This window comes from Pseudomonas sp. ES4 (assembly GCF_050586665.1).
In the GTDB taxonomy this organism is placed as follows: Bacteria; Pseudomonadota; Gammaproteobacteria; order Pseudomonadales; family Pseudomonadaceae; genus Aquipseudomonas; species Aquipseudomonas frederiksbergensis.
The window spans coordinates 1-21,879 of record NZ_JBOBDO010000040.1 but is presented as its reverse complement, the minus strand read 5'-3'; the positions used below and the strand labels follow the sequence as shown (position 1 = coordinate 21,879).

At 58.5% G+C, this 21,879-nt stretch carries 20 protein-coding genes; 12 read left to right on the top strand and 8 right to left on the bottom strand.

Annotated features, from left to right (window positions below; all coding sequences use genetic code 11):
• Position 1 precedes the first annotated feature (1 nt).
• A complete protein-coding gene (locus ACQ4OB_RS26990) occupies positions 2–1,120 on the top strand; it encodes a glycosyltransferase 61 family protein (protein ID WP_430956808.1) in 1,119 nt (372 codons plus the stop codon).
• A gap of 32 nt (positions 1,121–1,152) precedes the next feature.
• Here the strand turns inward: ACQ4OB_RS26990 and ACQ4OB_RS26985 are convergent, their stop codons facing one another.
• Positions 1,153–2,370 (bottom strand): DUF3422 domain-containing protein, encoded by a 1,218-nt coding sequence (locus ACQ4OB_RS26985; RefSeq protein ID WP_102614324.1) that lies wholly within the window; start codon positions 2,368–2,370, stop codon positions 1,153–1,155.
• A gap of 122 nt (positions 2,371–2,492) precedes the next feature.
• A complete protein-coding gene (locus ACQ4OB_RS26980) occupies positions 2,493–4,172 on the bottom strand; it encodes a thiamine pyrophosphate-binding protein (RefSeq protein ID WP_430956807.1) in 1,680 nt (559 codons plus the stop codon).
• A gap of 309 nt (positions 4,173–4,481) precedes the next feature.
• On the opposite strand from ACQ4OB_RS26980, the gene ACQ4OB_RS26975 reads away from it, so the two are divergent.
• The 3 genes from ACQ4OB_RS26975 (at position 4,482) to ACQ4OB_RS26965 (ending at position 6,652) form a co-directional block, all read left to right on the top strand.
• The gene (locus tag ACQ4OB_RS26975) at positions 4,482–4,748 is read left to right on the top strand and encodes a ParD-like family protein (protein ID WP_074877849.1); all 267 of its coding nucleotides are present in this window, start codon (positions 4,482–4,484) and stop codon (positions 4,746–4,748) included.
• Positions 4,745–5,536, top strand: a complete 792-nt coding sequence (gene map / locus ACQ4OB_RS26970) for a type I methionyl aminopeptidase (RefSeq protein WP_430956806.1) — start codon at positions 4,745–4,747, stop codon at positions 5,534–5,536. Before ACQ4OB_RS26975 ends, map begins: the two co-directional genes overlap by 4 nt.
• A gap of 102 nt (positions 5,537–5,638) precedes the next feature.
• Positions 5,639–6,652 carry a GlxA family transcriptional regulator gene (locus ACQ4OB_RS26965; RefSeq protein ID WP_173860437.1) on the top strand — a complete coding sequence of 338 codons (1,014 nt, stop codon included), beginning with the start codon at positions 5,639–5,641 and terminating at the stop codon, positions 6,650–6,652.
• Between the two features lie 34 nt (positions 6,653–6,686).
• On the opposite strand, the gene ACQ4OB_RS26960 is transcribed toward ACQ4OB_RS26965, so the two are convergent.
• On the bottom strand, positions 6,687–7,691 hold the full coding sequence (locus ACQ4OB_RS26960; protein WP_430956805.1) for a LacI family DNA-binding transcriptional regulator: 1,005 nt from the start codon (positions 7,689–7,691) through the stop codon (positions 6,687–6,689).
• 377 nt (positions 7,692–8,068) lie between these two features.
• Between ACQ4OB_RS26960 and ACQ4OB_RS26955 the strand changes: the two genes are divergently transcribed.
• The 4 genes from ACQ4OB_RS26955 to ACQ4OB_RS26940 all read left to right on the top strand — a co-directional run bounded on the left by ACQ4OB_RS26955 (position 8,069) and on the right by ACQ4OB_RS26940 (position 12,748).
• Entirely contained in the window at positions 8,069–9,235 is a 1,167-nt protein-coding gene (locus ACQ4OB_RS26955; RefSeq protein ID WP_430956804.1) for a Gfo/Idh/MocA family protein, read from the top strand.
• On the top strand, positions 9,232–10,335 hold the full coding sequence (locus ACQ4OB_RS26950) for a sugar phosphate isomerase/epimerase family protein (protein WP_430956803.1): 1,104 nt from the start codon (positions 9,232–9,234) through the stop codon (positions 10,333–10,335). The genes ACQ4OB_RS26955 and ACQ4OB_RS26950 overlap by 4 nt, the downstream gene beginning before the upstream one ends.
• Positions 10,336–10,391: 56 nt before the next feature.
• A complete protein-coding gene (locus ACQ4OB_RS26945) occupies positions 10,392–11,624 on the top strand; it encodes a nucleoside permease (protein ID WP_430956802.1) in 1,233 nt (410 codons plus the stop codon).
• Between the two features lie 248 nt (positions 11,625–11,872).
• Positions 11,873–12,748, top strand: coding sequence for an alpha/beta fold hydrolase (locus tag ACQ4OB_RS26940; RefSeq protein ID WP_102614221.1), 876 nt, complete (start codon positions 11,873–11,875; stop codon positions 12,746–12,748).
• On the opposite strand, the gene ACQ4OB_RS26935 is transcribed toward ACQ4OB_RS26940, so the two are convergent.
• The 4 genes from ACQ4OB_RS26935 to pcsA form a co-directional block, all read right to left on the bottom strand.
• Positions 12,722–13,489: a metallophosphoesterase gene (locus ACQ4OB_RS26935; RefSeq protein ID WP_074877834.1), complete on the bottom strand. Its 768-nt coding sequence runs from the start codon at positions 13,487–13,489 to the stop codon at positions 12,722–12,724. The two genes, ACQ4OB_RS26940 and ACQ4OB_RS26935, sit on opposite strands and share 27 nt — an antisense overlap.
• 26 nt (positions 13,490–13,515) lie before the next feature.
• On the bottom strand, positions 13,516–13,986 hold the full coding sequence (locus ACQ4OB_RS26930) for a GNAT family N-acetyltransferase (RefSeq protein ID WP_430956801.1): 471 nt from the start codon (positions 13,984–13,986) through the stop codon (positions 13,516–13,518).
• A 76-nt stretch (positions 13,987–14,062) separates the two neighbouring features.
• The gene (locus ACQ4OB_RS26925) at positions 14,063–14,449 is read right to left on the bottom strand and encodes a DUF488 domain-containing protein (protein ID WP_074877830.1); all 387 of its coding nucleotides are present in this window, start codon (positions 14,447–14,449) and stop codon (positions 14,063–14,065) included.
• A 16-nt stretch (positions 14,450–14,465) separates the two neighbouring features.
• Positions 14,466–15,182 (bottom strand): phosphatidylcholine synthase, encoded by a 717-nt coding sequence (pcsA, locus tag ACQ4OB_RS26920; RefSeq protein WP_074877828.1) that lies wholly within the window; start codon positions 15,180–15,182, stop codon positions 14,466–14,468.
• A 249-nt stretch (positions 15,183–15,431) separates the two neighbouring features.
• On the opposite strand from pcsA, the gene ACQ4OB_RS26915 reads away from it, so the two are divergent.
• On the top strand, positions 15,432–16,148 hold the full coding sequence (locus ACQ4OB_RS26915; RefSeq protein ID WP_430956800.1) for a tellurite resistance TerB family protein: 717 nt from the start codon (positions 15,432–15,434) through the stop codon (positions 16,146–16,148).
• Between the two features lie 114 nt (positions 16,149–16,262).
• Here the strand turns inward: ACQ4OB_RS26915 and ACQ4OB_RS26910 are convergent, their stop codons facing one another.
• Positions 16,263–16,715, bottom strand: coding sequence for a cupin domain-containing protein (locus ACQ4OB_RS26910; protein ID WP_074877824.1), 453 nt, complete (start codon positions 16,713–16,715; stop codon positions 16,263–16,265).
• Between the two features lie 194 nt (positions 16,716–16,909).
• Between ACQ4OB_RS26910 and ACQ4OB_RS26905 the strand changes: the two genes are divergently transcribed.
• The 3 genes from ACQ4OB_RS26905 to ligD form a co-directional block, all read left to right on the top strand.
• Positions 16,910–18,295 (top strand): iron-containing redox enzyme family protein, encoded by a 1,386-nt coding sequence (locus ACQ4OB_RS26905; RefSeq protein WP_430956799.1) that lies wholly within the window; start codon positions 16,910–16,912, stop codon positions 18,293–18,295.
• A 10-nt stretch (positions 18,296–18,305) separates the two neighbouring features.
• Positions 18,306–19,301, top strand: coding sequence for a methyltransferase (locus tag ACQ4OB_RS26900; protein ID WP_430956798.1), 996 nt, complete (start codon positions 18,306–18,308; stop codon positions 19,299–19,301).
• A partial coding sequence (ligD, locus tag ACQ4OB_RS26895; protein ID WP_430956797.1) for a DNA ligase D occupies positions 19,298–21,879 on the top strand: 2,582 nt, incomplete at its 3' end. The genes ACQ4OB_RS26900 and ligD, both read left to right, overlap by 4 nt.

The window sequence follows — 21,879 nt, the reverse complement described above, 5'->3', positions numbered from 1 at the left end:
CATGGAAAGCAATGTCTCGCCAATCAGCACTTCAACCACGGGCAATCGGAAAAAATGGACCCTTGCCGCCTACCGGTACATGGCAAGAAAAAGACTCGCACGAAAGGCGGAGATCAGCTTGAAAAGCCTGGCGGCGAAAACCTGGGACGTGGCTCCGGGTGGCACATCGTATTCTCCGCCTGCTTTCTTCCTGCCCAATCAAATGGACCGTGTCACAGGCTGGGAGGCAAAGCGCTTTTATCCTTTCGAGCATCCCGCTCGCACCATGGAAGGGCTGGGCACCGTTGTGCAAGGCCCGACACGTGGCTACCTGATCAAGGATGTCTGGCTGATCGATGGAGCGCTCTACAAGAACAATGCAAGTCACTGGCTGTCTCTCAAGCCCGGTATGTTTCCGCGAATTCTCGTGGAAAACGAAATCGAGCGCGGCGCCGCCTACTGCACGCAAAACGGAAATACATGGTTTGGTACGTGGTTGATGGAAGACTGCCCGACCTATTCATTGGCATGTAACGAAGGCGTCCCGATAACCACCGCGCCCTCTGCCAGGTTTCCTCTGTTTACCCAGGCTCCCGCTTATGAGGACTGGTTTGATATGAAACCGCTTCGCCTGCACAGTGCGTTTTTTCGTGAACTCGTGCTGTTCGACGATGTGAGCAACAATCAAAGCAGGCATTTACGTTTCCGTGCCATGGGCGAAAAACTCCTGTCGCACGTGAGCTATGAGTCCCACCCCGGCGTGTTCATTCTGCGGGGTGGCGACGGTGACTTGCGCTATTTACGCAATGAAAGGGAGCTCGCTGAACATCTGCGCAAAAGCAGAGGGTTTCGCGTAGTCGATCCTTTGAAAACCGATGTGCCGACCATCGTGGCGACATGTGCCGGGGCGCGGATCGTGATGGGGGTCGAAGGGAGCCAACTGGTTCATGGTGTGAATGTACTGCCGCAGGGTGGTTCGTTGCTGGTACTGCAGCCACCGAACCGTTTCGTCAGCTACTTCAAGTACCTGACGGATCGCGACCACCAGAATTTTGGCTTTGTGGTCGGAACGCCAGAGGGCGATGGCTTCAAGATCGACATTCAAGAGGTCGAGCGCACACTGGACCTGTTCCCGTCCTGATGGGGGATGGCGCTTCCCTGCGACTCACCGTATCAGTGCTCTTTGACTTTCTTGATGCGGAAAATAATCAGCGCAAGGATCGCAATCGCGAGGGGCGTCATCGCCAGCATTGCCTCTCGCGGGGCCACCTCGGCGCCGAGCAGGTGCAACCCTGAGTAGCCGAGCTTGAGCAGGTTCAGCAGGTAGTAAGTGATGGCGATGATCGACAGGCCTTCCACGGCGCGCTGGATCTTGATCTGGGCATCGGCGCGGGCGTTGAGGCTTTTGAGAATTTCCGAGTTCTGTTCTTCCATTTCCACCTGGACCCGGGCTTGCAACAGGTCGCCCAGGTTGGCCACGCTTTTGGCCAGGTGCTCCAGGCGTTGTTCGGTGGCGGTGCAGTATCTGACGGTGGGTTTGAAGCGCCGTTCGATGAACACCCCCAGACGCTGGCAATCGCCGACGTGACTTTCCCGCAATTCGCCCAGACGCTCGTACACGAGTTGGGCATAGGCCTGGGTGGCGCTGAAGCGGTGGCGGGTTTTCGCGGTGCTGCTGACCACTTGGGCTGACAAGTTGGAGATGTCCGCCAGCAGGGCTTTTGCGTTGCCGCTGTCAGCGTCGGCGTTACGCTCGGAGAGGGTGACCAAGGTCTTGTCAAAGACATCGAGTTGCGCGCTCAAGGTCTTGGCCGTGGTCAACGATAACGAGGCCATCATGCGGTAGGTTTCGATTTCCAGCAAACGACGGATCATCCGCCCTTGGCGGTAAGCATTGAGGCGCCGGTTGATGAACAGGATGTGGTTGTTGCCGTCCTCGCTGAGACGAAAATCGCTCCAGACCACCGCATCGCCACCGCCCACGCAGGAACCACACGGGTCCTTGAAGCCGTAGCTGGCGAGGTCCAGGCCGGCTTCGCCACGCACGACGATCTGCACCGAGTTGATCAGCTGCGGCAAATGCGCATCGATCTTTTGCGCCAGCACCTCGGGCAGTGATGTCCAGGACAGGTCATCGCTGGATGAAGTGACCACCAGGGTCAGGGTGAAGAACTCGGCGTGGCGTTCCCATTTCAGGGCGTGGCCATCGAGTCGGGTGATGCCCTGGGCAGCATGAGGATCGATCGGCGTCGGGCAGCAGCGCTCCAGCAGCGCGTTGCACTGCGGCTCCCCGCCAAGGAAGGCCAGATGAAACACATGGGCCGGTTCGTCGAAATACAGTGACGGACGCGCGTGCAGTTCGTTGTGCAGGGTTTGTCGTTGCGGATGCATGCTGTTCAGGCCATTGATCGACTGCTGTTGTAGGTGGGACAGGTCGATGAACTGATGAGTCACAAGCTCAAAAAAGACGCCTGCTCAATCGTGAGTCAGGCGCCCAAAACCCAAGAAACGGGTTACTTCTTGCTTGATTGTTCTCTGATCTGAGTCAGGCTGAGTCGAGGGGTCAAGGCTTCAGGGTCGACCCTGACCTCAATCAAGGATGGCCGGGACATGCCAAGGCAGCGTTCAAACGCTGGGGCAAACTCCGACGTGGCGGTGACTACCTCGCCATGCAGCCCATAGGCTTGGGCCAGTGCGGCGAAATCCGGGTTGAGCAGTTCAGTGCCTGACACGCGTCCAGGGTAATTGCGCTCCTGGTGCATTCGGATGGTTCCGTACATTCCGTTGTTGATCACAATGAAAACCACATGGGCGCCATATTGCGCTGCTGTCGCTATCTCCTGACCGTTCATCAAGAAACAGCCATCTCCGGAAAATGAAACCACCACCCGATCCGGGCACGTCAGTTTGGCCGCCACCGCAGCAGGAACGCCGTAGCCCATGGAGCCATTGGTAGGGCCTAACTGAGTGCGGTACTGGCGGAACTGATAGAAACGCTGAAGCCAGACAGCGTAGTTGCCGGCGCCATTGGTCAGGATTGCATCGTCTGGAAGTCTGCGATTCAACCATTCAATGATTTCGGCCATTTGCACATCGCCAGGGGAGGGCGAGTGTTGCAGGTTTTCGCGGTAGTTTTTGTTCAGGGTGCGCGTCCATTCACTCTTTACCGGGCTGGTCACCGCAGGAAGTTTTGCGGCTGATTGGGCAAAGGTCGACATGCTGCTGTTGATCGCTAACGCAGGTTGGTAAACCCGTCCCAGTTCCTCGATGCCTTGGTGAACATGGATCAAGGTTTGCTTCGGTACCGGGATGTCCAGGATCGCATACCCGCCCGTTGAAACCTCACCCATTCTGGAGCCCACGACCAACAGCAGGTCGGCGTTTTTTATCGCTGAGGACAGCTGCGCTGACGCGGCGAAACCAAGATCACCGACATAGTTCGGGTGTCGATTGTCGAACAGGTCCTGGCAGCGAAAGGAGGCGGCAACCGGGATGTTCTGCTGTTCAGCAAACAGCTGGATGTCGTGCACCGACTGGGTGTCCCAACCGCTGCCACCCAGCACCATCAATGGCCGCTCTGAGCGTTCAAGCAATTGCTGCATGGCGGCCATTTGCTCGGCTGCCGGGGTCATCAATACGCGTTTGAAAGGCCCGGCATCACTGACTTCCGCCATTTCGGTCAGCATGTCTTCCGGCAGGGCGACCACTACAGGCCCAGGCCTGCCATTGACCGCTCGGTGGAACGCCTGGCTGATCAGTTCGGGAATTCTGCGGGTGTCGTCTATTTGCACGACCCATTTCGCCAAGGGGCCAAACATCTGGCGAAAATCAACTTCCTGAAAGGCTTCGCGATGCTGCTGATCGCGAGCGACCTGGCCAATGAACAGAATCATCGGCGATGAATCCTGGAACGCCGTGTGAACGCCAACCGAAGCGTTCGTTGCACCCGGGCCTCGGGTCACGAAGCAGATGCCTGGCTCGCCAGTGAGCTTGCCGTAGGCTTCTGCCATATAGGCCGCCCCACCTTCCTGGCGGCACACCACCAGATCGATTTCTTCTTGCACGTCATGCAATGCATCGAGCACCGCGAGGTAGCTTTCTCCCGGAACACAAAACGCTCTTTTGACGCCATGGATGCGTAAGGCATCCACTAAAATCTGACCTCCGCTACGACGAGAAATGGTTTTATTCATTGTTATCTCCTGAGTCGAATGGTGCGGTGTGAAAGGGGGAATCGCGCTCTTTCTGACAGGTACGGACTCGATCAATTGGAAGAACAACGGCTAACGTCTGCGCCACGAATTCTGAGCATCATCGAGTAGGCGTACAAACGATGATTGCTCAGCACTTCATTCCCTCAGCTATTGAAGCCGGACTGCTTGTCAACCAGTTACTTCTTATGCCGTCGTGCGCTTCTGGCGTGGCGGTCAGTCGTGAAATTGCAATTTCACACGATGAGCGATTAATATACGGTTCATATACATTTCATATTGGATTGATCAGTGGGTATCGTAAAAATTTCAGAAGCCATGCATGAGAATCTGCGCGTCGCCAGCGATGCGTTGAGTCGCTCGATCAACGCCCAGGCCGAGCACTGGATGCGCATCGGGATGCTTGCGGAGTTGCATCCAAACCTGGACCACAGCGACATCTGCCGTGTGCTGATTCGTGCCGAACTGGCGGGCGGTCTCGATGTGAAACAGCTGTGCGCACTCGCCGATTTTTCGCAAAACGCCCAGGTTGATGCAGCATCAGGAGCCAAGCCATGAAGGCCTATGTAAAGCTCAATACCCCGGCAGAAATAGCCATGTCTCGTGTGGCGGGCACGCTGGCCGCCGAGGTCCTGGCCATGATTGCTCCGCATGTCAAAGCGGGGGTCACCACCGACGAACTTGACCGGCTCTGTCACGATTACATCGTCAACGTGCAGAAAGCCATTCCAGGCAATGTCGGCTATCACGGGTTCCCGAAAACCGTGTGCGCATCGGTCAACCAAGTGGTCTGTCATGGCATTCCTTCGGCCACACCACTCAAGGATGGCGACATCGTCAATATCGACATTGCCGTGATCAAGGAGGGTTGGTACGGCGACACCAGCCGCATGTACTTCGTGGGTGAGCCCGGCCCGGATGCCCGACGTCTGGCAGAGACGACCTATGAAGCAATGTGTGCCGGTATTCGCGTGGTCCGCCCCGGCGCGACGCTGGGTGACATTGGCCATGCCATTCAGAAGGTAGCCGAAAGAGACGGGTTCAGCGTCGTGCGCGAGTACTGCGGCCACGGTATCGGCAAGATCTATCATGATGAGCCGCAGGTCCTTCACTACGGCTTCCCCGGCCAGGGGCTGAAACTGCAAACCGGCATGATCTTCACCATCGAACCCATGTTGAACGCTGGCAAACGCCATGTGAAAACCCTGGCTGATGGCTGGACCGTGGTCACCAAGGACCATTCACTCTCGGCTCAGTGGGAGCATATGGTCGCGGTCACTGACGACGGCTTCGAGGTGTTGACCCGTTGGCCCGATAGTGTCGATGGGTATCCCGCTATCGTTTAGGCGCAAAATGGCGCTAGTGGTTTTGAAACCTCTACAGTTAGCATTGAGGTTTATCAACGCACTCAACGACAGGTTGGGTAACGTAACCGAGCAGGCCGAACATTGATCGAGCGACGCCAATTCAGCGGGGGCATGAAGGGGAAAAATCTCCGCTATCTGAATGAGAACCCCAACGAGAAGACGCAGGTGGTCCGGGCAGGATTTCTGCTGCTTGAGCATTTCTCGCTGCCCGCATTCACGCAAGCACTGGATACGATTGTCACCGCGAATCTTCTGCGACCCGGATTGTTCTCTTCCCGAACGTTCGGCTTGACCGATGAAGAAGTCATCAGTGACCTGGGCCTGGTCATCCGCCCGGATGGCCGTTTCGTTGGCTCAACGATCCAGGAGCTGGACCTGCTGGTCATTTGCGGCGGCTACAGGACAGAACTCAAAGCGACGGATGAACTCATCTCCCTGTTGAGGGCCGCATCAGACCAGGGCGTCATTCTGGCCGGGTTGTGGAATGGCGCATGGTTCCTGGGGAGGGCAGGCTTGCTTGACGGATATCGCTGCGCGATTCACCCCGAACATCGCCCCGCGCTCGCGGAAATCTCCAAGGCGACGCATGTCACCAGTGAACCCTACGTCATCGATCGAGACCGGCTCACGGCCTCCAGTCCTTCCGGGGCGTTCCACATGGCGCTGGACTGGATCAAAAGCTTGCACGACAAAGCCCTTGTCGAGGGGATTGAAGACATCCTGGCTTTCGAGGAGTCGCGTTATCGGCGCATAAAACCGACTGAAAATATCTGTGTGAGCGCGCCATTACGCGAGGTGGTGAAGCTGATGGATGCCAACCTCGAAGAGCCTCTGGAACTGGAGCAACTGGCGGTTTACGCCGGCCGTTCGCGTCGTCAACTCGAGCGCTTGTTCAAGGAGCAACTGGGCACGACGCCGCAACGGTATTACATGGAATTGCGGATTACCGAGGCGCGTCGACTGCTCCAGCACACCGAACTGTCCCAGGTGGACGTATTGGTGGCTTGTGGTTTTGTATCGCCCAGCCATTTCAGCAAGTGTTACAGCTCTTACTTCGGCTACAGGCCTTCCAAGGAAAAGCGCCTGGTCAAGTAGCAATGGGGGGGCGGCAAGTAGCCCCCAAAATCGTTCAGCGCTCGTTGACCCTTGCCGTGCTATTGCGCAACGTCAGTTCAAACGGCAATACCACATGACGTTGCGCAATCGGTTTCTTCTCAATCAAGGCAATCAGCATTTCGACGGCTTTCTGGCCGAAGACTTCGGCGGGTTGCGCGATGGTCGTCAGGGGGGGATCGCAATACGCCGCAAAGGGAATGTCGTCGAAACCTACCAGTGAAATATCCTCGGGTACCCGCAAGCCTTGCTGCTTGATGCGCTTCAACGCGCCGATGGCCATTTCGTCGTTTTCGCAAAAGAGCGCGGTGGGACGGTCGGCCAGCGCCAGCATCGCTGCTGCACCGTCATCACCGGCCTTCAAACTGAAATCACCGTGGCAGATCAGAGCGGGATCGGAGGCGATGCCGGCCTGGCGCAAGCCGTCCTGATAACCGGCCACACGATCGCGGGTCAGCGGGCTGCTTTTCGGGCCCTTGATCAGACCAATCCGGCGGTGGCCCAGTTCTATCAAATGCTCGGTCATGGCCTTGGCTGCTGCGCGGTTGTCGAGGCTGATCGTGGGATGGCGGCCGCCTTGAATCACCTCACAGGCGTTGACGATGGGCGGTAACTCGGCGCTGGGGAAGGGCGCTTCAAAAGGGTCGTAGGCGCGCAGTTGAATCACGCCATCGGCCTGATGGGCGTACACCAGCTCGGCGAATTCCCGTTCGATTTCCTCTCGGCCCTGGGTGTCGCACAGCAGCAGTCGGTACCCGGCGGCCTGGGCAGCCTGTTGGGCACCGCTGATCACCCGGGCGAAAAACGTGTTGGCGATGGCCGGGACCAGAATCACCAGGTTGCCCGTCCTGCGTGAGCGAAACTGCACCGCCATCAGGTTCGGCCGATAACCGGCCTTTTCCACGGCGGCGTTGACCTTGTCCCGCGTGTCGGGGAGCACGCGCTCAGGCGATTTCAGCGTTCTGGAGACCGTGGCCACCGAGACGCCGGCAAGCCGGGCGACTTCACGGATATTGGACAAGACCACCTCGTTGTCGAACTGTGCGGCTGGCGAGCTTAGCGCAAGTCGAGCGTGCCCTGAAATGTTCGTCGATATTAATCCGGGGTTTGACACCTCGCGCAACAGGGCCTAAATTTCCGTGGCGATGTAACCGGTTACATCGCCACGGAGTTTAAGTGCCCAAACAGCATAGGTATCTACACAGGGCTAAGTCTGTAGCAGCTGCCGAGCCTGCGTTCGAGGACGAAGTCCTCGCCAGGCCTGCATACGCGGTTTGCCTGAAAGCGCCCGCAAACTGATTTGACGACTGCTTCGCAGTCGAACGCAGCCTCGCAGGTTCGGCAGCTGCTACGGGGGGCCAAAAAGATGTGTAGTGCCTCAAACAGAGAAAAGTCGCGATGAACGTTCCAGTGGCAAAAATAAGAATGGGCTTTGTCGGAGGCGGCGAGGGTGCCTTCATTGGCAAGGCTCATCGTCAGGCCGCCGGGCTCGATGGTCGTTTTGAATTGGTGTGCGGTGCGTTCAGCCGAGACGCCCGCAACAACCAGGCTACAGGCGCGGCGCTGGGATTGTCCGCTTCGCGCTGCTACAGCGACTGGCAGCAGATGCTCGATGCCGAGCGCGCACTGCCCGCCGATCGGCGCATGGAACTGCTCGTCATCGTCACCCCTAATCACCTGCACGCGCCGATTGCCACTCGGGCGCTGAGTGCAGGGTTTCATGTGTTCAGCGAGAAACCCGCGGCGCTGAATCTGTCCGAGCTGTTACCTCTCAAGAAACTGCTGGAGAGCAGCGACCGCCTCTATGGATTGGCTCACACCTACCTCGGTTATCCGATGGTCTGGCAGGCTCGGCAAATGGTCCGCGACGGCGTGATCGGCACGGTGCGCAAGGTCATCGTCGAGTATCCCCAAGGCTGGCTCAGTCAGGATGTGGCCGGGCAGGGCAACAAGCAGGCGGGCTGGCGCGATCTGCCCGAACAGTCGGGGCTGGGCGGCTGCATTGGCGATATCGGCACCCATGCCTTTTCATTGGCCGAATTCGTCGCAGACCAACCGATCAAGCACCTGTGTGCGATGTTGAATACGCACCTTGCAAGCCGGCAACTGGACGACGACGCGGCGATGCTGTTCAAGATGGCCGACGGCGCGAGCGGTGTATTGATCGCCAGCCAGGTCTGCGCTGGCGAAGAGAATCCGTTGAAGATCCGTATCTACGGCGACAAGGGCGGGCTGGAATGGCGTCAGGAAGAACCGTCGAGCCTGATTCATCGCGCCATCGATCAACCCTTGCGCACCCTGCGTTCCGGTGTCGGTCAACCCTGGTTGTGCGAAGCCGCGAACCGACGCATGCGTCTGCCCGCCGGACATCCCGAAGGTTATCTGGAGGCCATGGCCAACCTCTACGGCGACTTCGCCAGCGCGATCCGCAGCAACCTCAAAGGCAATGAGGCCCCCGGTGTGCCGGGCATCGAAGTGGGATTGCGCGGCATGGCTTTCATCGAAACCGTGATCGCCAACCATCGTGGCGACAACAAGTGGACCGAACTGGTCTGCCATCCATGAACCTGGAGAATTCCCCCGTGAACCCTACATCCCAACCCTCGACGGGCTTGCGTGGTCCAGGCATTTTCCTGGCGCAGTTCATGTCCGCTGAAGCACCATTCGATACGTTGGCCAATATTGCTCGTTGGGCGGCGTCCCAAGGGTACAAGGCCATTCAGTTACCCACGTTGGGCACGCAATACATCGACCTGGCGCGCGCCGCCGACAGTCAGGATTATTGCGACGAATTGAAAGCCACCTGTGCTCAGGCGGGCGTCGAAATCAGTGAGCTGTCGACGCACTTGCAAGGCCAACTGGTCGCGGTGCATCCGGCGTTCGATGCCTTGTTCGATGACTTTGCGCCGGCGCATGTGCGCGGTCAGCCGCAGGCGCGGACCGAATGGGCCATCGACCAATTGAAGCTGGCGGCCCGCGCCAGTCAGCGGTTGGGATTGAAGGCCCATGCAACCTTTTCCGGCGCGTTGCTCTGGCCGTATCTCTACCCTTGGCCGCAGCGGCCGAGCGGTTTGGTCGAACAGGGTTTTGCAGAACTGGCCAAGCGCTGGTTGCCGATCCTCGAGTGTTTCGAAGAGGCCGGCGTCGACCTGTGCTACGAGATCCACCCCGGCGAAGACCTGCACGACGGTGCCTCGTTCGAGCGTTTCCTGGAGGCGGTCAATCATCATCCACGCGCCGCCATTCTGTATGACCCCAGTCATCTGCTGCTGCAGCAAATGGACTATCTGGGGTTCATCGATCGCTACCACGACCGCATCCGCATGTTCCACGTCAAGGACGCCGAGTTCCGGCCCGATGCCCGTTCGGGGGTCTACGGCGGCTATCAGGCATGGGTCGACCGACCGGGCCGCTTCCGTTCCCTGGGCGATGGCCAGATCGACTTCAAATCGATCTTCAGCAAACTGACCCAGTACGACTTTGCCGGTTGGGCCGTGCTGGAGTGGGAGTGTTGTTTGAAGGATTCGGCACAGGGGGCCGCGCAAGGAGCGGCGTTCATCGAGCAGCACATGATCAACAAGACACAAAAGGCTTTCGACGATTTCGCCAGCGTGACGTCCGACGAAGGTTTCAATCGTCGCCTGCTGGGTTTGCCCGCTGCCTGAATAAAACGCTGTTGGTTCCACTCTCCAAAAACAAAAACAATAAGTCGGTGACTGTTATGACCCTGATGACCGCGCGATTAAGCGCCATGATGTTCCTGCAATTCTTTATCTGGGGCGGATGGTTCGTCACCCTCGGTACCTTCCTCGCTAGTGATCTGGGCGCCAGCGGCGGGCAGATCGGCATGGCGTTCTCGACCCAGTCCTGGGGTGCGATCATCGCGCCGTTTGTGATCGGTTTGATCGCCGACCGTTTCTTCAATGCCGAGCGCATCCTCGCCGTGCTGCACCTGGTAGGCGCGGTGTTGCTGTATCAGCTTTATCGAGCGCCGGATTTCAGCACGTTTTATCCGTTCGTACTGGCCTACATGATGATCTACATGCCGACCCTGGCATTGGTCAATTCGGTCGCGTTCCGGCAGATGAGCGACCCGGCCCTGGAGTTTTCGCGCATCCGCGTGTGGGGCACCGTTGGTTGGATTGTGGCCGGTGTGGTGATCAGTTTTGTGTTTGCCTGGGACTCTCAAGCCGCGATTTCAACAGGCGGGTTGCGCAATACCTTTCTGATGTCGGCGATGGCGTCTCTGGTTCTGGGCCTTTACAGCTTCACCTTGCCGCGCACTGCACCTCTGAAGCCAGAGTCCGGCAGCGGCGGCCTCAAGCAAATGCTCGGGCTGGATGCCTTGGGCTTGCTCAAGGATCGCAGCTACCTGGTGTTCTTCATTGCTTCCATTTTGATCTGCATCCCGCTGGCGTTTTATTACCAGAATGCCAATCCGTTCCTGGCGGACATCGGCATGACCAACCCCACTGCGAAAATGGCCATCGGTCAGGTCTCGGAAGTGCTGTTCATGCTGCTCCTGCCGCTGTTCATTCAGCGCTTCGGCATCAAAATCGCGCTCCTGGTGGGGATGCTGGCGTGGGCCTTGCGCTACCTGTTGTTCGCCTACGGTAACAATGGCGACCTGGCCTTTATGCTGTTCACCGGCATCGCCCTGCACGGCATTTGCTACGACTTCTTCTTCGTCTCGGGCCAGATCTACACCGATGCCAAAGCGTCGGAACACTTCAGAAGCTCTGCCCAGGGCCTGATTACCCTGGCGACCTACGGCCTGGGCATGCTGATCGGCTTCTGGGTCGCGGGACAAGTAACCGATCACTACGCGTTGGCGGGCAGCCATGACTGGAAAAGCATCTGGCTGTTCCCGGCCGGGTTCGCGTTGGCAGTATTTTTGTGTTTTTCGTTGGCGTTCAAGGGGCGGCAAACGGCAGTCGTGCAATCCACCGTCTAACGATTGATGACAGCCACTGCCTTTTGAAAACAGATCGAAAAAAACAGCCGAAGCCTTTAGGGGCTTCGGTTTTTTTTTGTCCAGTGCCGGCGCGACGGCATCCGAACTAACGCGTCTGGGTTCTTGCAGACGGGGAAATCCCTGCTTAACTCTGAATCAGTGGTCAGTCTGTGACTATGTAGTCACGGAGGCCGTACGGGCACCGTCATGCTGTGCGCTTAGCTCAAATTGGTACAAGGAAAAGTTACATGATGCCGAAAACTGCCATCGTCGAGATCTGCGGGAAGTACAAGGTTCATACCGAGCACTATCTCAACACAGCCGCTAACAAGACCATCATTCTGGTCAACGGCTCACTGGCAACAACAGCATCCTTTGCCCAAACGGTGCGTTACCTGCAACCACGATTCAACGTGGTCCTTTACGACCAGCCCTACGCCGGTCAGTCGAAGCAACACAACCTCCACGGCGAACCGATCCGAAAGGAAGACGAGGCAGCGATCCTGCTGGAGTTGATCGAACACTTTTGTGCACACCATGTGCTGTCCTTTTCCTGGGGCGGTGCGGCGACCTTGCTGGCGCTGGCCCAGCAGCCGCGACGTATCGAGAAAGCGGTGATCGGTTCATTCGCAGCACGGGTCAATGCGCCGATGCGCGATTACCTGGAGCGCGGCCTGAACCATCTCCAGGCGTGTGACCGCCTCAATGTCAGTCGCTTGATCAACAGCACGATCGGCAAGCACCTGCCATCGCTGTTCAAACGCTTTAATGACCGCCATGTCAGCAGCCTGGCCGAACACGAGTACCGGCAGATGCATTTCCACGTCAATGAGGTGCTGACTCAAAACACTCATTGCTATGTCGCCTGTGCCAATGCCATTGAAATTCCGCTGCTGTTTGTCAACGGCGAATGGGATGAGTACACCTCGGTAGAAGACGCCCGGATTTTTGCCGATCACGCCCCTCAGGCCAGCTTCCACACCATCAGGAACACCGGGCATTTCCTCGATATGGAACACCCGGCGGCCTTGCATGACACCCGGCAGGCCTTGCTCGGCTTTCTCGATCCGGCGTGCAGGAAGCAGGGCCGTGTTGCCTCAGACATCCAGGTCAATTACGTATGAATCATTGAATTGCGGGTTTTCATTAACGCCATTTTTTGCATAACCCCGGGGATTGCAAATGACCCGGGTTTTGCCCACCGCATAGTCAAAGCTTCCATGGGTATGGCCATGCAGCCAAAGCGCCGGCTGCCAGACGTTGATCCGTTCTTCGAGGTCTGAAACAAAACTCGCGTTGATCGGTGAATTCTCGAATAGCGGGCTTATGCTCAACCGTGTCGGTGCGAAATGCGAAACCACCACCGTGGGCGTCGTTCTGTCGCGGGTGAAGCAGTCTTCCAGCCAGGCGACTGTCTGCAAAAAAACCAGTTGTGAAACTGCCGGAGTGAACAGGTCTGGAAAATCGGGCGAGATTTTTATGTGGGTGTAGTCCCGCATAAGCTTCGTAGCCAGATCAACACCCCGTGCCCGATCTTCTGCAGAATCGAAAAGACGATAGTCGGACCAAAGGGTGCAACCCAAAAACCGCACGCCGTCGTGGACATGCTCCGAACGTTCCAATACGTGGATCCGTGTCCCTTGCGACAACCTGTTCAACTGTTCGTAGGTAGAAATCAGGTCACTGCCATAAAACTCGTGATTCCCAGCCACGTACACGATCGGAAGAGGGCACGATTTGGCCCACTCAATGGCCGCAGCCGGACGGGAAATGTCTCCGGCGAGAACGACAATGTCAGCATCCACATCGGGAAAAGGTAACGCGTTGACGGACAAATGGATGTCTGACAGCAAGGCGATGCGCATCGATCGACTCCTACTTGATTTGAATGTCAGCCCTGTTGAACTGACGTCGGCAAACGCCGCTCCATGATGATCGTACGCTCGGCCCCGTGAAACTCGTCGCGGATTTTTCGATAACCCAGCTTGAAGTAAAAGGTTTCTGCGGTGATGGAAGAGGGGACGCGCAGTACCTCGATATTTGCGGCTTGGGCGACCGATTGAAGGGTCGCCATCAACTGCCTGCCGAGTCCGCGGCCCTGATGGTCTGGGTCTACGAATACGCTGCGTACAACGTCTTGATCAAGACTGGCCGTGGCGACTACACGCTTATCGTGGGTGGCGACAAAGACCTGGCGTTGGTTTAACAGGGCGAGGATGGCCTCGGGAGAAAAGCTTTTCTCTACCTGGGTGATGACGTCGGGCGGGTAGTCCCGAGCATTGGACTGGCGCAGTGATTGAATGATGATCTGGCTGATGGCTGCCGCATCGTCAGGGGTAGCGAGTCGAATCTGGTTATTCATTTGAAGACCCCAATCCTTGTGTCTTTGCCAAAATCCTAAGTCGATCTTGAACGGTCAATGTCGCCGTAGCGAGCGACTAGTTGAGCTGAGCACCTCGCGCCTCTAACAACTCCCGCAATACCGAACGATGGCAATGCGCTTCCTCTTCGCAATAACAGCCAATGGCCAGTGACGTTTGATGGGACAACGCCGCCAGCAAATCGAGCAACTGACTGGGCGCTGGGTGGTTCATTTCGCTCTTGAACTTGCGCTTGAACACTTCCCACGCCTTGTCGTCTTCCGCCGCTTTGGCTTCTGCGACCAGCTCGGCGCTGGGAGACAGCAACGGCTGCCATACGTCATAAAAATCACGGCTGGCGAACTCGGCTTTCGGCACGCCACGCGGCGGACGCCGCACCGTGCCCAGGCGCAGGCCTTCATTGGCTGCGCGCGGTGAACCGAGGCGCACGATATGGATGGGCATGCTCTACCTTCCTTTATTACCGCGAGCTTTCGAACCACTCCAGCGCCGTGCGCCAGATGCAAATCCCCAGGAAGTAAGCCGACATCAGCAGCCAAAGCCCCATTACCAGCGGGTTGATCACTGGATGGTTGACCACCAGCGACAAGCTGCACAGCAGCCAGATCGCCGTCACGGCAATGTTGATCGGCATGAACTTGCGCACGCGGAACGGGTGGAGGAACTTCATCCGGGTCACGGTCAACAGCGCCAGGCCGATGATCGCGAGAAAAGTGATCCACGGCGGCGGAGCGATGATGTACAGGCACAGGGCAACCACGTTCCAGGCGGCGGGGAAGCCCTGGAAGTAGTTGTCTTTGCTCTTCATGTTGACGTTGCAGAAACAAAACAGCGACGAGACCAGAATCAGCGAGACGGACAGCAGCAGCGTGTAGTCCGGCAAGGGGATGTAACGATAAATGAACAGGGCGGGGATAAACACGTACGTCAGGTAGTCGATGACCAGATCGAGAATCGAGCCATCGAAACTTGGCAATACCGACTGGACATTGACCTTGCGCGCCAACGCGCCATCCAGCCCATCGACGATCAGGGCGACGCCCAGCCACAGCAGGCAGTTTGTCGCCTGGTTTTCCAGCAGGGCGAGGGTTGCGAGGAAGGCAGTGACCACGCCGGTGGCTGTAAAGCCATGGGCGCCCCATGCTTTGAGCCTGGCGATGTGTAGGGTCGATATCACGGGAGTATTCTCCAGAAAGTGAAGCAAGCCTGTTATCACCCCTTCAATCGGGGGTGTCGGCAAACCAAGTCAGGTTGCATGTATCGACCGGGTATCCGGGGATAAGGTTCACCATCTGTAAATCTTAGCTGGGCTGAAAAAAAATACCCCGGATCAATTCGGGGGTAATAAAGCCAAACGGTGGTGGCGCATTCGTCGGCGAGGACTATCGTTGCCTGACTGGATCACCCCAACTGATGAGGACATCTCATGAACACCAGCGATCTGCTCGAACAACTACTGCGGGCCGGTCAAGGCTCAATGTCGCAACAGGGTGGCGGTGGCGCGTCGGCCCAAGGTGGTCTCGGTGGGTTGCTCGGCGGCCTGTTGGGCGGCAGCGCCGGGTCAAGCGCCGGAGGCGGTGGCCTGGGTGGTTTGCTCGGTGGGCTGTTGGGCGGTGGCTCAACCATGGGTGGTTCGACCCGGACCCGCTCGGCTGGCGGCACGAACTACGCGGCACTGGCTTCGCTCGGAATGATGGCATTCCAGGCTTATCAAGCCTGGCAACGCAGCCAGGCCTCGGCGCCGCAACCGGCACCGCGCACTGTCGACCTGTTGTCCGGCCCGGAAGTCGAGGACCACAGCCATGCGATTCTTCGGGCATTGATTGCGGCGGCGAAGGCCGATGGCCGGATTGATGCCGCCGAGAAACAGATGATCAGCACCGAAATCGGCCGCCACACCGACGATCCGGAACTCCAGCAATGGCTGAATGACGAAGTCGCACGGCCGCTGGACGCCGCCGATGTGGCGCAGTCGGCCACGGATTCCGGCATGGCGGCGGAAATGTACCTGGCCAGTGTGATGCTGGTGGACGATCAGCAGGACGCCGAACGTCGCTATCTGGATGAACTGGCTGCGGCGCTGAACATCGATCCGGACCTGCAAGTGCATCTGGAGCAACAGGCCAAAGGTGGCGTGGCCTGATGATCGTTTCTGCGCTTTGCGTCACCAAGTTGCCGGGTAAGGCTCTGGCATCGTGGATGGAACGCGGAGCGTCCCGAGAGGCGTTCCCACGCGGAGCGTGGGAACGATCAACGCCTACGAGGTCATGGGGGCTTTCGGCACCAAAAACGTAACGCCGAAGCGCTCGGCGATTGCCAATATCTGCGGCAAATCCTGCGGCACTTTGAGCTGATCCAGTGCGGCAAAGAACTCGCCACCACGCGGATCAGACACTACGCCGATCATCTTCGCCGTCGCGCTGATGTTCTTGTAGGCATGAATAGTCCCAGCGGGAATATGCACATAACCCCCGGGGGAAAGGGTGGTGGCCTTGCCCGCAACGGTCACTTCCACCTGCCCGTCAATCACGTAGAACGCTTCGTCCCATGGATGAAAGTGCGCGGGCGGCCCACCGCCTTGCACGCCTTCCTGGATATGCATTTCAAAAGGTTTGCTCAGATCCCCGCCCGCAAGAATGGTGATGGCCTCACCCACGACACTGACCGGGTCGGGTTTTTTGTCGGACTCGATGACATGAATCGTTCGCATGATTGCTCTCCGAAGGATGAGACCACACCCGCTGAGTATATTCACTCGATCCGGTACCGGGTGCCGTGCCACAAGCCCGTCTGTCCGGGCGATTTCAACACGGATGGAATTTTCTTCCTGAGGGGTCGCTCTGCTGAGGTAGAGACGTGCTGATTCAGCGTCCTGCCACTGGCCTCAGACCGAGAGACGACCCCATGACTGCCCTGACACGACTTGAATCCCAGCGGGCTGCCCAATGCGCGATCCTGACCGCCGGGAGCCTGAAACCTGTCTACGAACAGTTATTGCTGAGCGACGATATCGAACACCAGCGTGCACTCGCCCAATCCTTTCTCAAGGCTCAACTGGCGCAGGCCGCGGACCTGCCTGAAGACATGCCGCAAGACCTGTCGACACTGCAAACCTTTGTCGAACAACACTGCGCCGATGTAGCACGCCAATACGCCGATTACCTGCAACAGCGCAAGGACGGCGGACCGCGGCAGTTCTTTACCAACAAGGCGCACGCGTTGTATTTCCTGCAAGCCGTTGCCCCGACCAAACTGGTGGACGGCGCGTGGCTGTATGGACTGCTGCGGCACTGGCATGACCCGCGTTTCGAAGGGCTGATTTGCACTTATCTGGAAGAGTTGGGCGAGGGCAACCCGGCGCGAAATCATGTGGTGATATACCGCAAGCTGCTCGCCGAACAGGGCTTGCTGGACAATCCGTTCATCCCGGACGAGCGTTACTTGCAAGGTGCGGTGCAATTGGCGCTGGGTTATTGCAGCGACGATTTTTTGCCGGAAGTGATCGGCTACAACCTCGGCTATGAACAACTGCCGCTGCACTTGCTGATCAGCGCCTATGAACTCAGTGAGCTGGGCATCGATCCGTATTACTTCACCCTGCACGTGACCATCGACAATGCCAGCACCGGCCACGCGCAAAAGGCCGTGCAGTCGGTGCTGCAATTGTTGCCGGTGGAAGCCGACCGCGAAGACTTTCTGCGCAGGGTTGCGCTGGGTTATCGGCTCAACGATCTGGGGCAGGGCAGTCGCGAGATCATCGAATCGTTCGACCTGTACGGCGAGTTGCTGAGCATGCTTGAGCGCAAGCGCCCGTTTGGTCAGCACATGCATTCCGACTATTGCCGGTTGGAAGGCCAGACCGTCAATCAATGGCTGTCGTCGCCGGAGCAGTTGCCAGGCTTTCTCAGCGCCATGGAAAACAAGGGCTGGATCAAACGTCACCAGGACCCGCAAGCGAGTCGTTTCTGGCAACTGGTCGAGGGTGACGGTGCGGCCATGTTCGGGGTGTTCAGCCCCTACGAAAAACAACTGCTGCACGACTGGATTGCCGGAGATTGGCGACCTGAGCGATCGTCCGCTGCGGTTCGACGCAGTAGCCGCGCCGCGACCGAACCACCCGTGCCCGCCAATGACCCGGATGTCGAAAGCCTGCACGCTACACTTAAAGGGCTTGCCGCCGACGAGCAAATGCAAATCTTGATTCCGTGGTTATCCGCCCATCGGCACGCCCACCCCGCTGGCCTGCTGGCCACGCGACGGTTCATCGAACTCAAATCCGGTTTTCGATAGGGAGCCCTTCATGAATCAGGAAGAACACCTTGGCGTCGCCGATCTGGCCTTGTTGCAACTGGGGCGCCGTTTGCAGGCCGACGGTTATCGATTCATCACGCCAACGCCGCTGACCCATCAGCGGGTCAATGATCGCTCCTTCGGGCAAAGCGCCCGGACCCTGCGTGAAGTGTTCGGCTGGTCGCGGCCGTTTGAGCCTGGCCTGTTGTCGGTGGATGAGCAGCGACAGTTGCAACAGGCTGGCGTCCTCGATGAATGCAATGGTCGACTGAAAAGTCATGTGCGCTGGTCAAGCCTCGATGACCTGTTGTTCGTGCATTCGGGTTACCCCACTGATGCCGCTGACGCGGTGTTCTTCGGCCCCGACACCTACCGTTTTGCGCAGCTGATTCACGCCCATCTGCAACACAGCTTCGCGCCGATCAGGCGCGCCGTGGATATCGGCTGCGGTGCGGGCGTCGGGGCGATTTTGATTGCCCGCGCACGCCGGGAAGCGGAAGTCCTGGCCGTGGACATCAACCCGTTGGCGTTACGCATGACGGCGGTCAACGTCGCCCTCGCCGAGGTGGCTAACGTCAGCATCGAGGCCAGTGATGTGCTGCAAGACGTCGACGGCCAATTCGACCTGATCGTCGCCAATCCGCCGTACATGGCCGACCCGGCCGAGCGTGCTTACCGGCATGGCGGTGGCGCGCTGGGCGCGCAATTGTCGTTGCGCATTGTCGAACAGGCCCTGTATCGGTTGGCTCCCGGTGGCTCGCTGGTGCTGTACACCGGCGTGGCAATGATCGATGGCATCGATCCGTTTCTGGATGCAGTGGCGCCGCGCCTGGAGTCGCCGATGTTCGGCTGGACCTACCATGAAATCGACCCCGACGTGTTCGGTGAAGAGCTGTTGACGCCAGGCTATCAGCGGGTGGAGCGAATTGCCGTCGTCGCCCTGATTGTCACGCGTATCGGCCCAGGCATCGGGGGCACCGTGACCGCGTCAGCAGGTGCGCCATGAGCAGGAGCCTGGACGATTACAATCGCATGCGCGATTTTTCGGCAACCTCTGAACCGGCTGCCGGCAAACGTTCGGGCAAGAAAACCGCGAAAGACCATGCGTTGCAGTTCTGCATCCAGAAGCACGACGCCTCGCGCCTGCATTACGACTTTCGCCTGGAGCTCGATGGCGCGCTGAAAAGCTGGGCGGTGCCCAAAGGCCCGTCACTGGACCCCAAGGTCAAGCGCCTGGCAGTGCACGTTGAAGACCATCCGATTGATTACGCCACCTTCGAGGGCAGTATTCCCGAAGGGCATTACGGTGCCGGCGACGTGATTGTCTGGGACCGGGGAGTCTGGATTCCTCAGGACGACCCGGCCGAGGCATACGCCAAGGGCAAGCTCAAATTCGAGCTAAAGGGCGAGAAGCTGGGAGGGCTGTGGAACCTGGTGCGCACGCACATGCCAGGCAAGCAGGAGCAATGGTTTCTGATCAAGCATCAGGACGGCGCGGCCAGGCCCGAAAGCGATTACGACGTAGTCGCCGCCGAGCCCGACAGCGTGCTCAGTGACCGGACCATCGTTGCCAAAAAGCCGAAGACTGCTGCCAAACCCAAGCCCGTCAAAAAACCTGCCAGCCCGGCGCGCAACGAAAAGTCGGCACCCTTGACGGGCGCCCGCAAAGCCAAATTGCCGGAGATGCTCAAGCCGCAACTGGCGACGCTGGTCGAAAAGGCCCCAGGCGGCGAGTGGAGCTATGAGATCAAGTTCGATGGCTATCGGATCATGGCCCGCATCGACCACGACGAAGTCAAACTGTTCACCCGCAACGGCCATGACTGGACCCATAAACTGCCCAGGCAAGCCCAGGCGTTGGCGGCGCTGGGTCTCGAATCGGCCTGGCTCGACGGGGAAATGGTGGTCGCCAACGAGCAGGGTGTGCCGGATTTCCAGGCCTTGCAAAACGCCTTCGACTCGGGCCGCAGCGGCAACATTCTCTATTACCTGTTCGACATGCCTTACCTCAACGGTGTGGACCTGCGCGAGGTGCCGGTCGAGGAGCGAAGGGTTGCACTGTCGACCGTGCTCAACCCCAATAAAGATCCGCTGCTGCGCTTCTCCGATTCCTTTAGCGAAGAACCGCAAGCGTTGCTCAACAGCGCCTGCCAAATGCAGATGGAAGGGCTGATCGGCAAACGCCTGGGCACGCCTTACGTGTCTCGGCGCAGCAGCGACTGGATCAAGCTCAAGTGCAAGCATCGACAGGAATTTGTGGTGGTCGGCTTCACCGACCCGAAAGGCTCGCGCAATGCCTTCGGTGCGCTGCTGCTGGGGTTGCATGACCGCGATAGCGGTGAGTTGCGTTACGCGGGGAAGGTCGGCACCGGGTTTAACGAGACGACGCTCAAGCGCATTTATGAGCAACTGAAACCGTTGCAGACGAAAAAGATCCCAGTGGTCAATCCGCCGAGCGGTTTTGACGCCAAGGGTGTGCACTGGCTCAAGCCGACACTGCTGGCGGAGGTCGCTTTTGCCGAAATGACCAAAGAAGGTTCAGTCCGTCATGCGGTGTTCCATGGTCTGCGTGACGACAAACCTGCCGAAGACATTACCGAGGAGCGTCCGAAAGCCGTGAAGACTTCAGCCGCGAAAAAGACCACTGCCGAAAAACCTTCCACCCCTGCCAAAAAGAAAGCCACGCCCGCACCCTCACAAATCGGCCTGGGCGAGGGCAAGGTGCGCATCACTCACCCCGAGCGGGTGATCGACGCCAGCAGCGGCGCCACCAAAGTGCAACTGGCGGAGTATTACGCCAGCGTCGCCGAGTGGATTTTGCCTGAACTCAAGGATCGCCCCGTGGCGTTGGTGCGTGCGCCGGACGGCATTGCCGGCGAACTGTTTTTCCAGAAGAACGCCGAGCGCCTGGCCATTCCGGGAATTACCACCCTGGACAAGGCACTCACCGGGCAACCGGTGATGATCATCAATAACGCCGAAGCCTTGATCGGCGCCGTGCAGATGAGCACTGTTGAGTTGCACACCTGGAACGCCACCTCGGACAACCTCGACAAACCCGACCGCTTCGTCCTCGACCTCGATCCGGACCCGGCGCTGCCCTGGAAAAGCATGGTCGAGGCGACTCAACTGACCCTCTCGGTGCTCGATGAACTGGGACTCAAGGCGTTTCTCAAGACCAGCGGCGGCAAGGGGATTCACCTGGTGGTGCCACTGACGCGCAAGCTGGGTTGGGATGAGGTGAAAGACTTCAGCCACGCAATCGTCAGCCATATGGCCAAGTTGCTGCCGGAGCGTTTTTCCGCGGTGTCGGGCCCAAAGAACCGGGTCGGGCGGATCTTCATCGATTACCTGCGCAACGGCCTCGGGGCCACGACCATCTGCGCTTACGCTGTGCGCGCCCGCGATGGGCTGCCGGTGTCGGTGCCGATTTTTCGCGAAGAGGTGGGCGAGCTCAAGGGGGGCAATCAGTGGAACATCCACACAGTGCATCAACGCCTGGCCGAGGTCGGCGACGAGCCCTGGAAGGATTTGAAGAAAACCCGGCAATCGATCACCGCCGAGATGCGGCGGCGGGTCGGGAT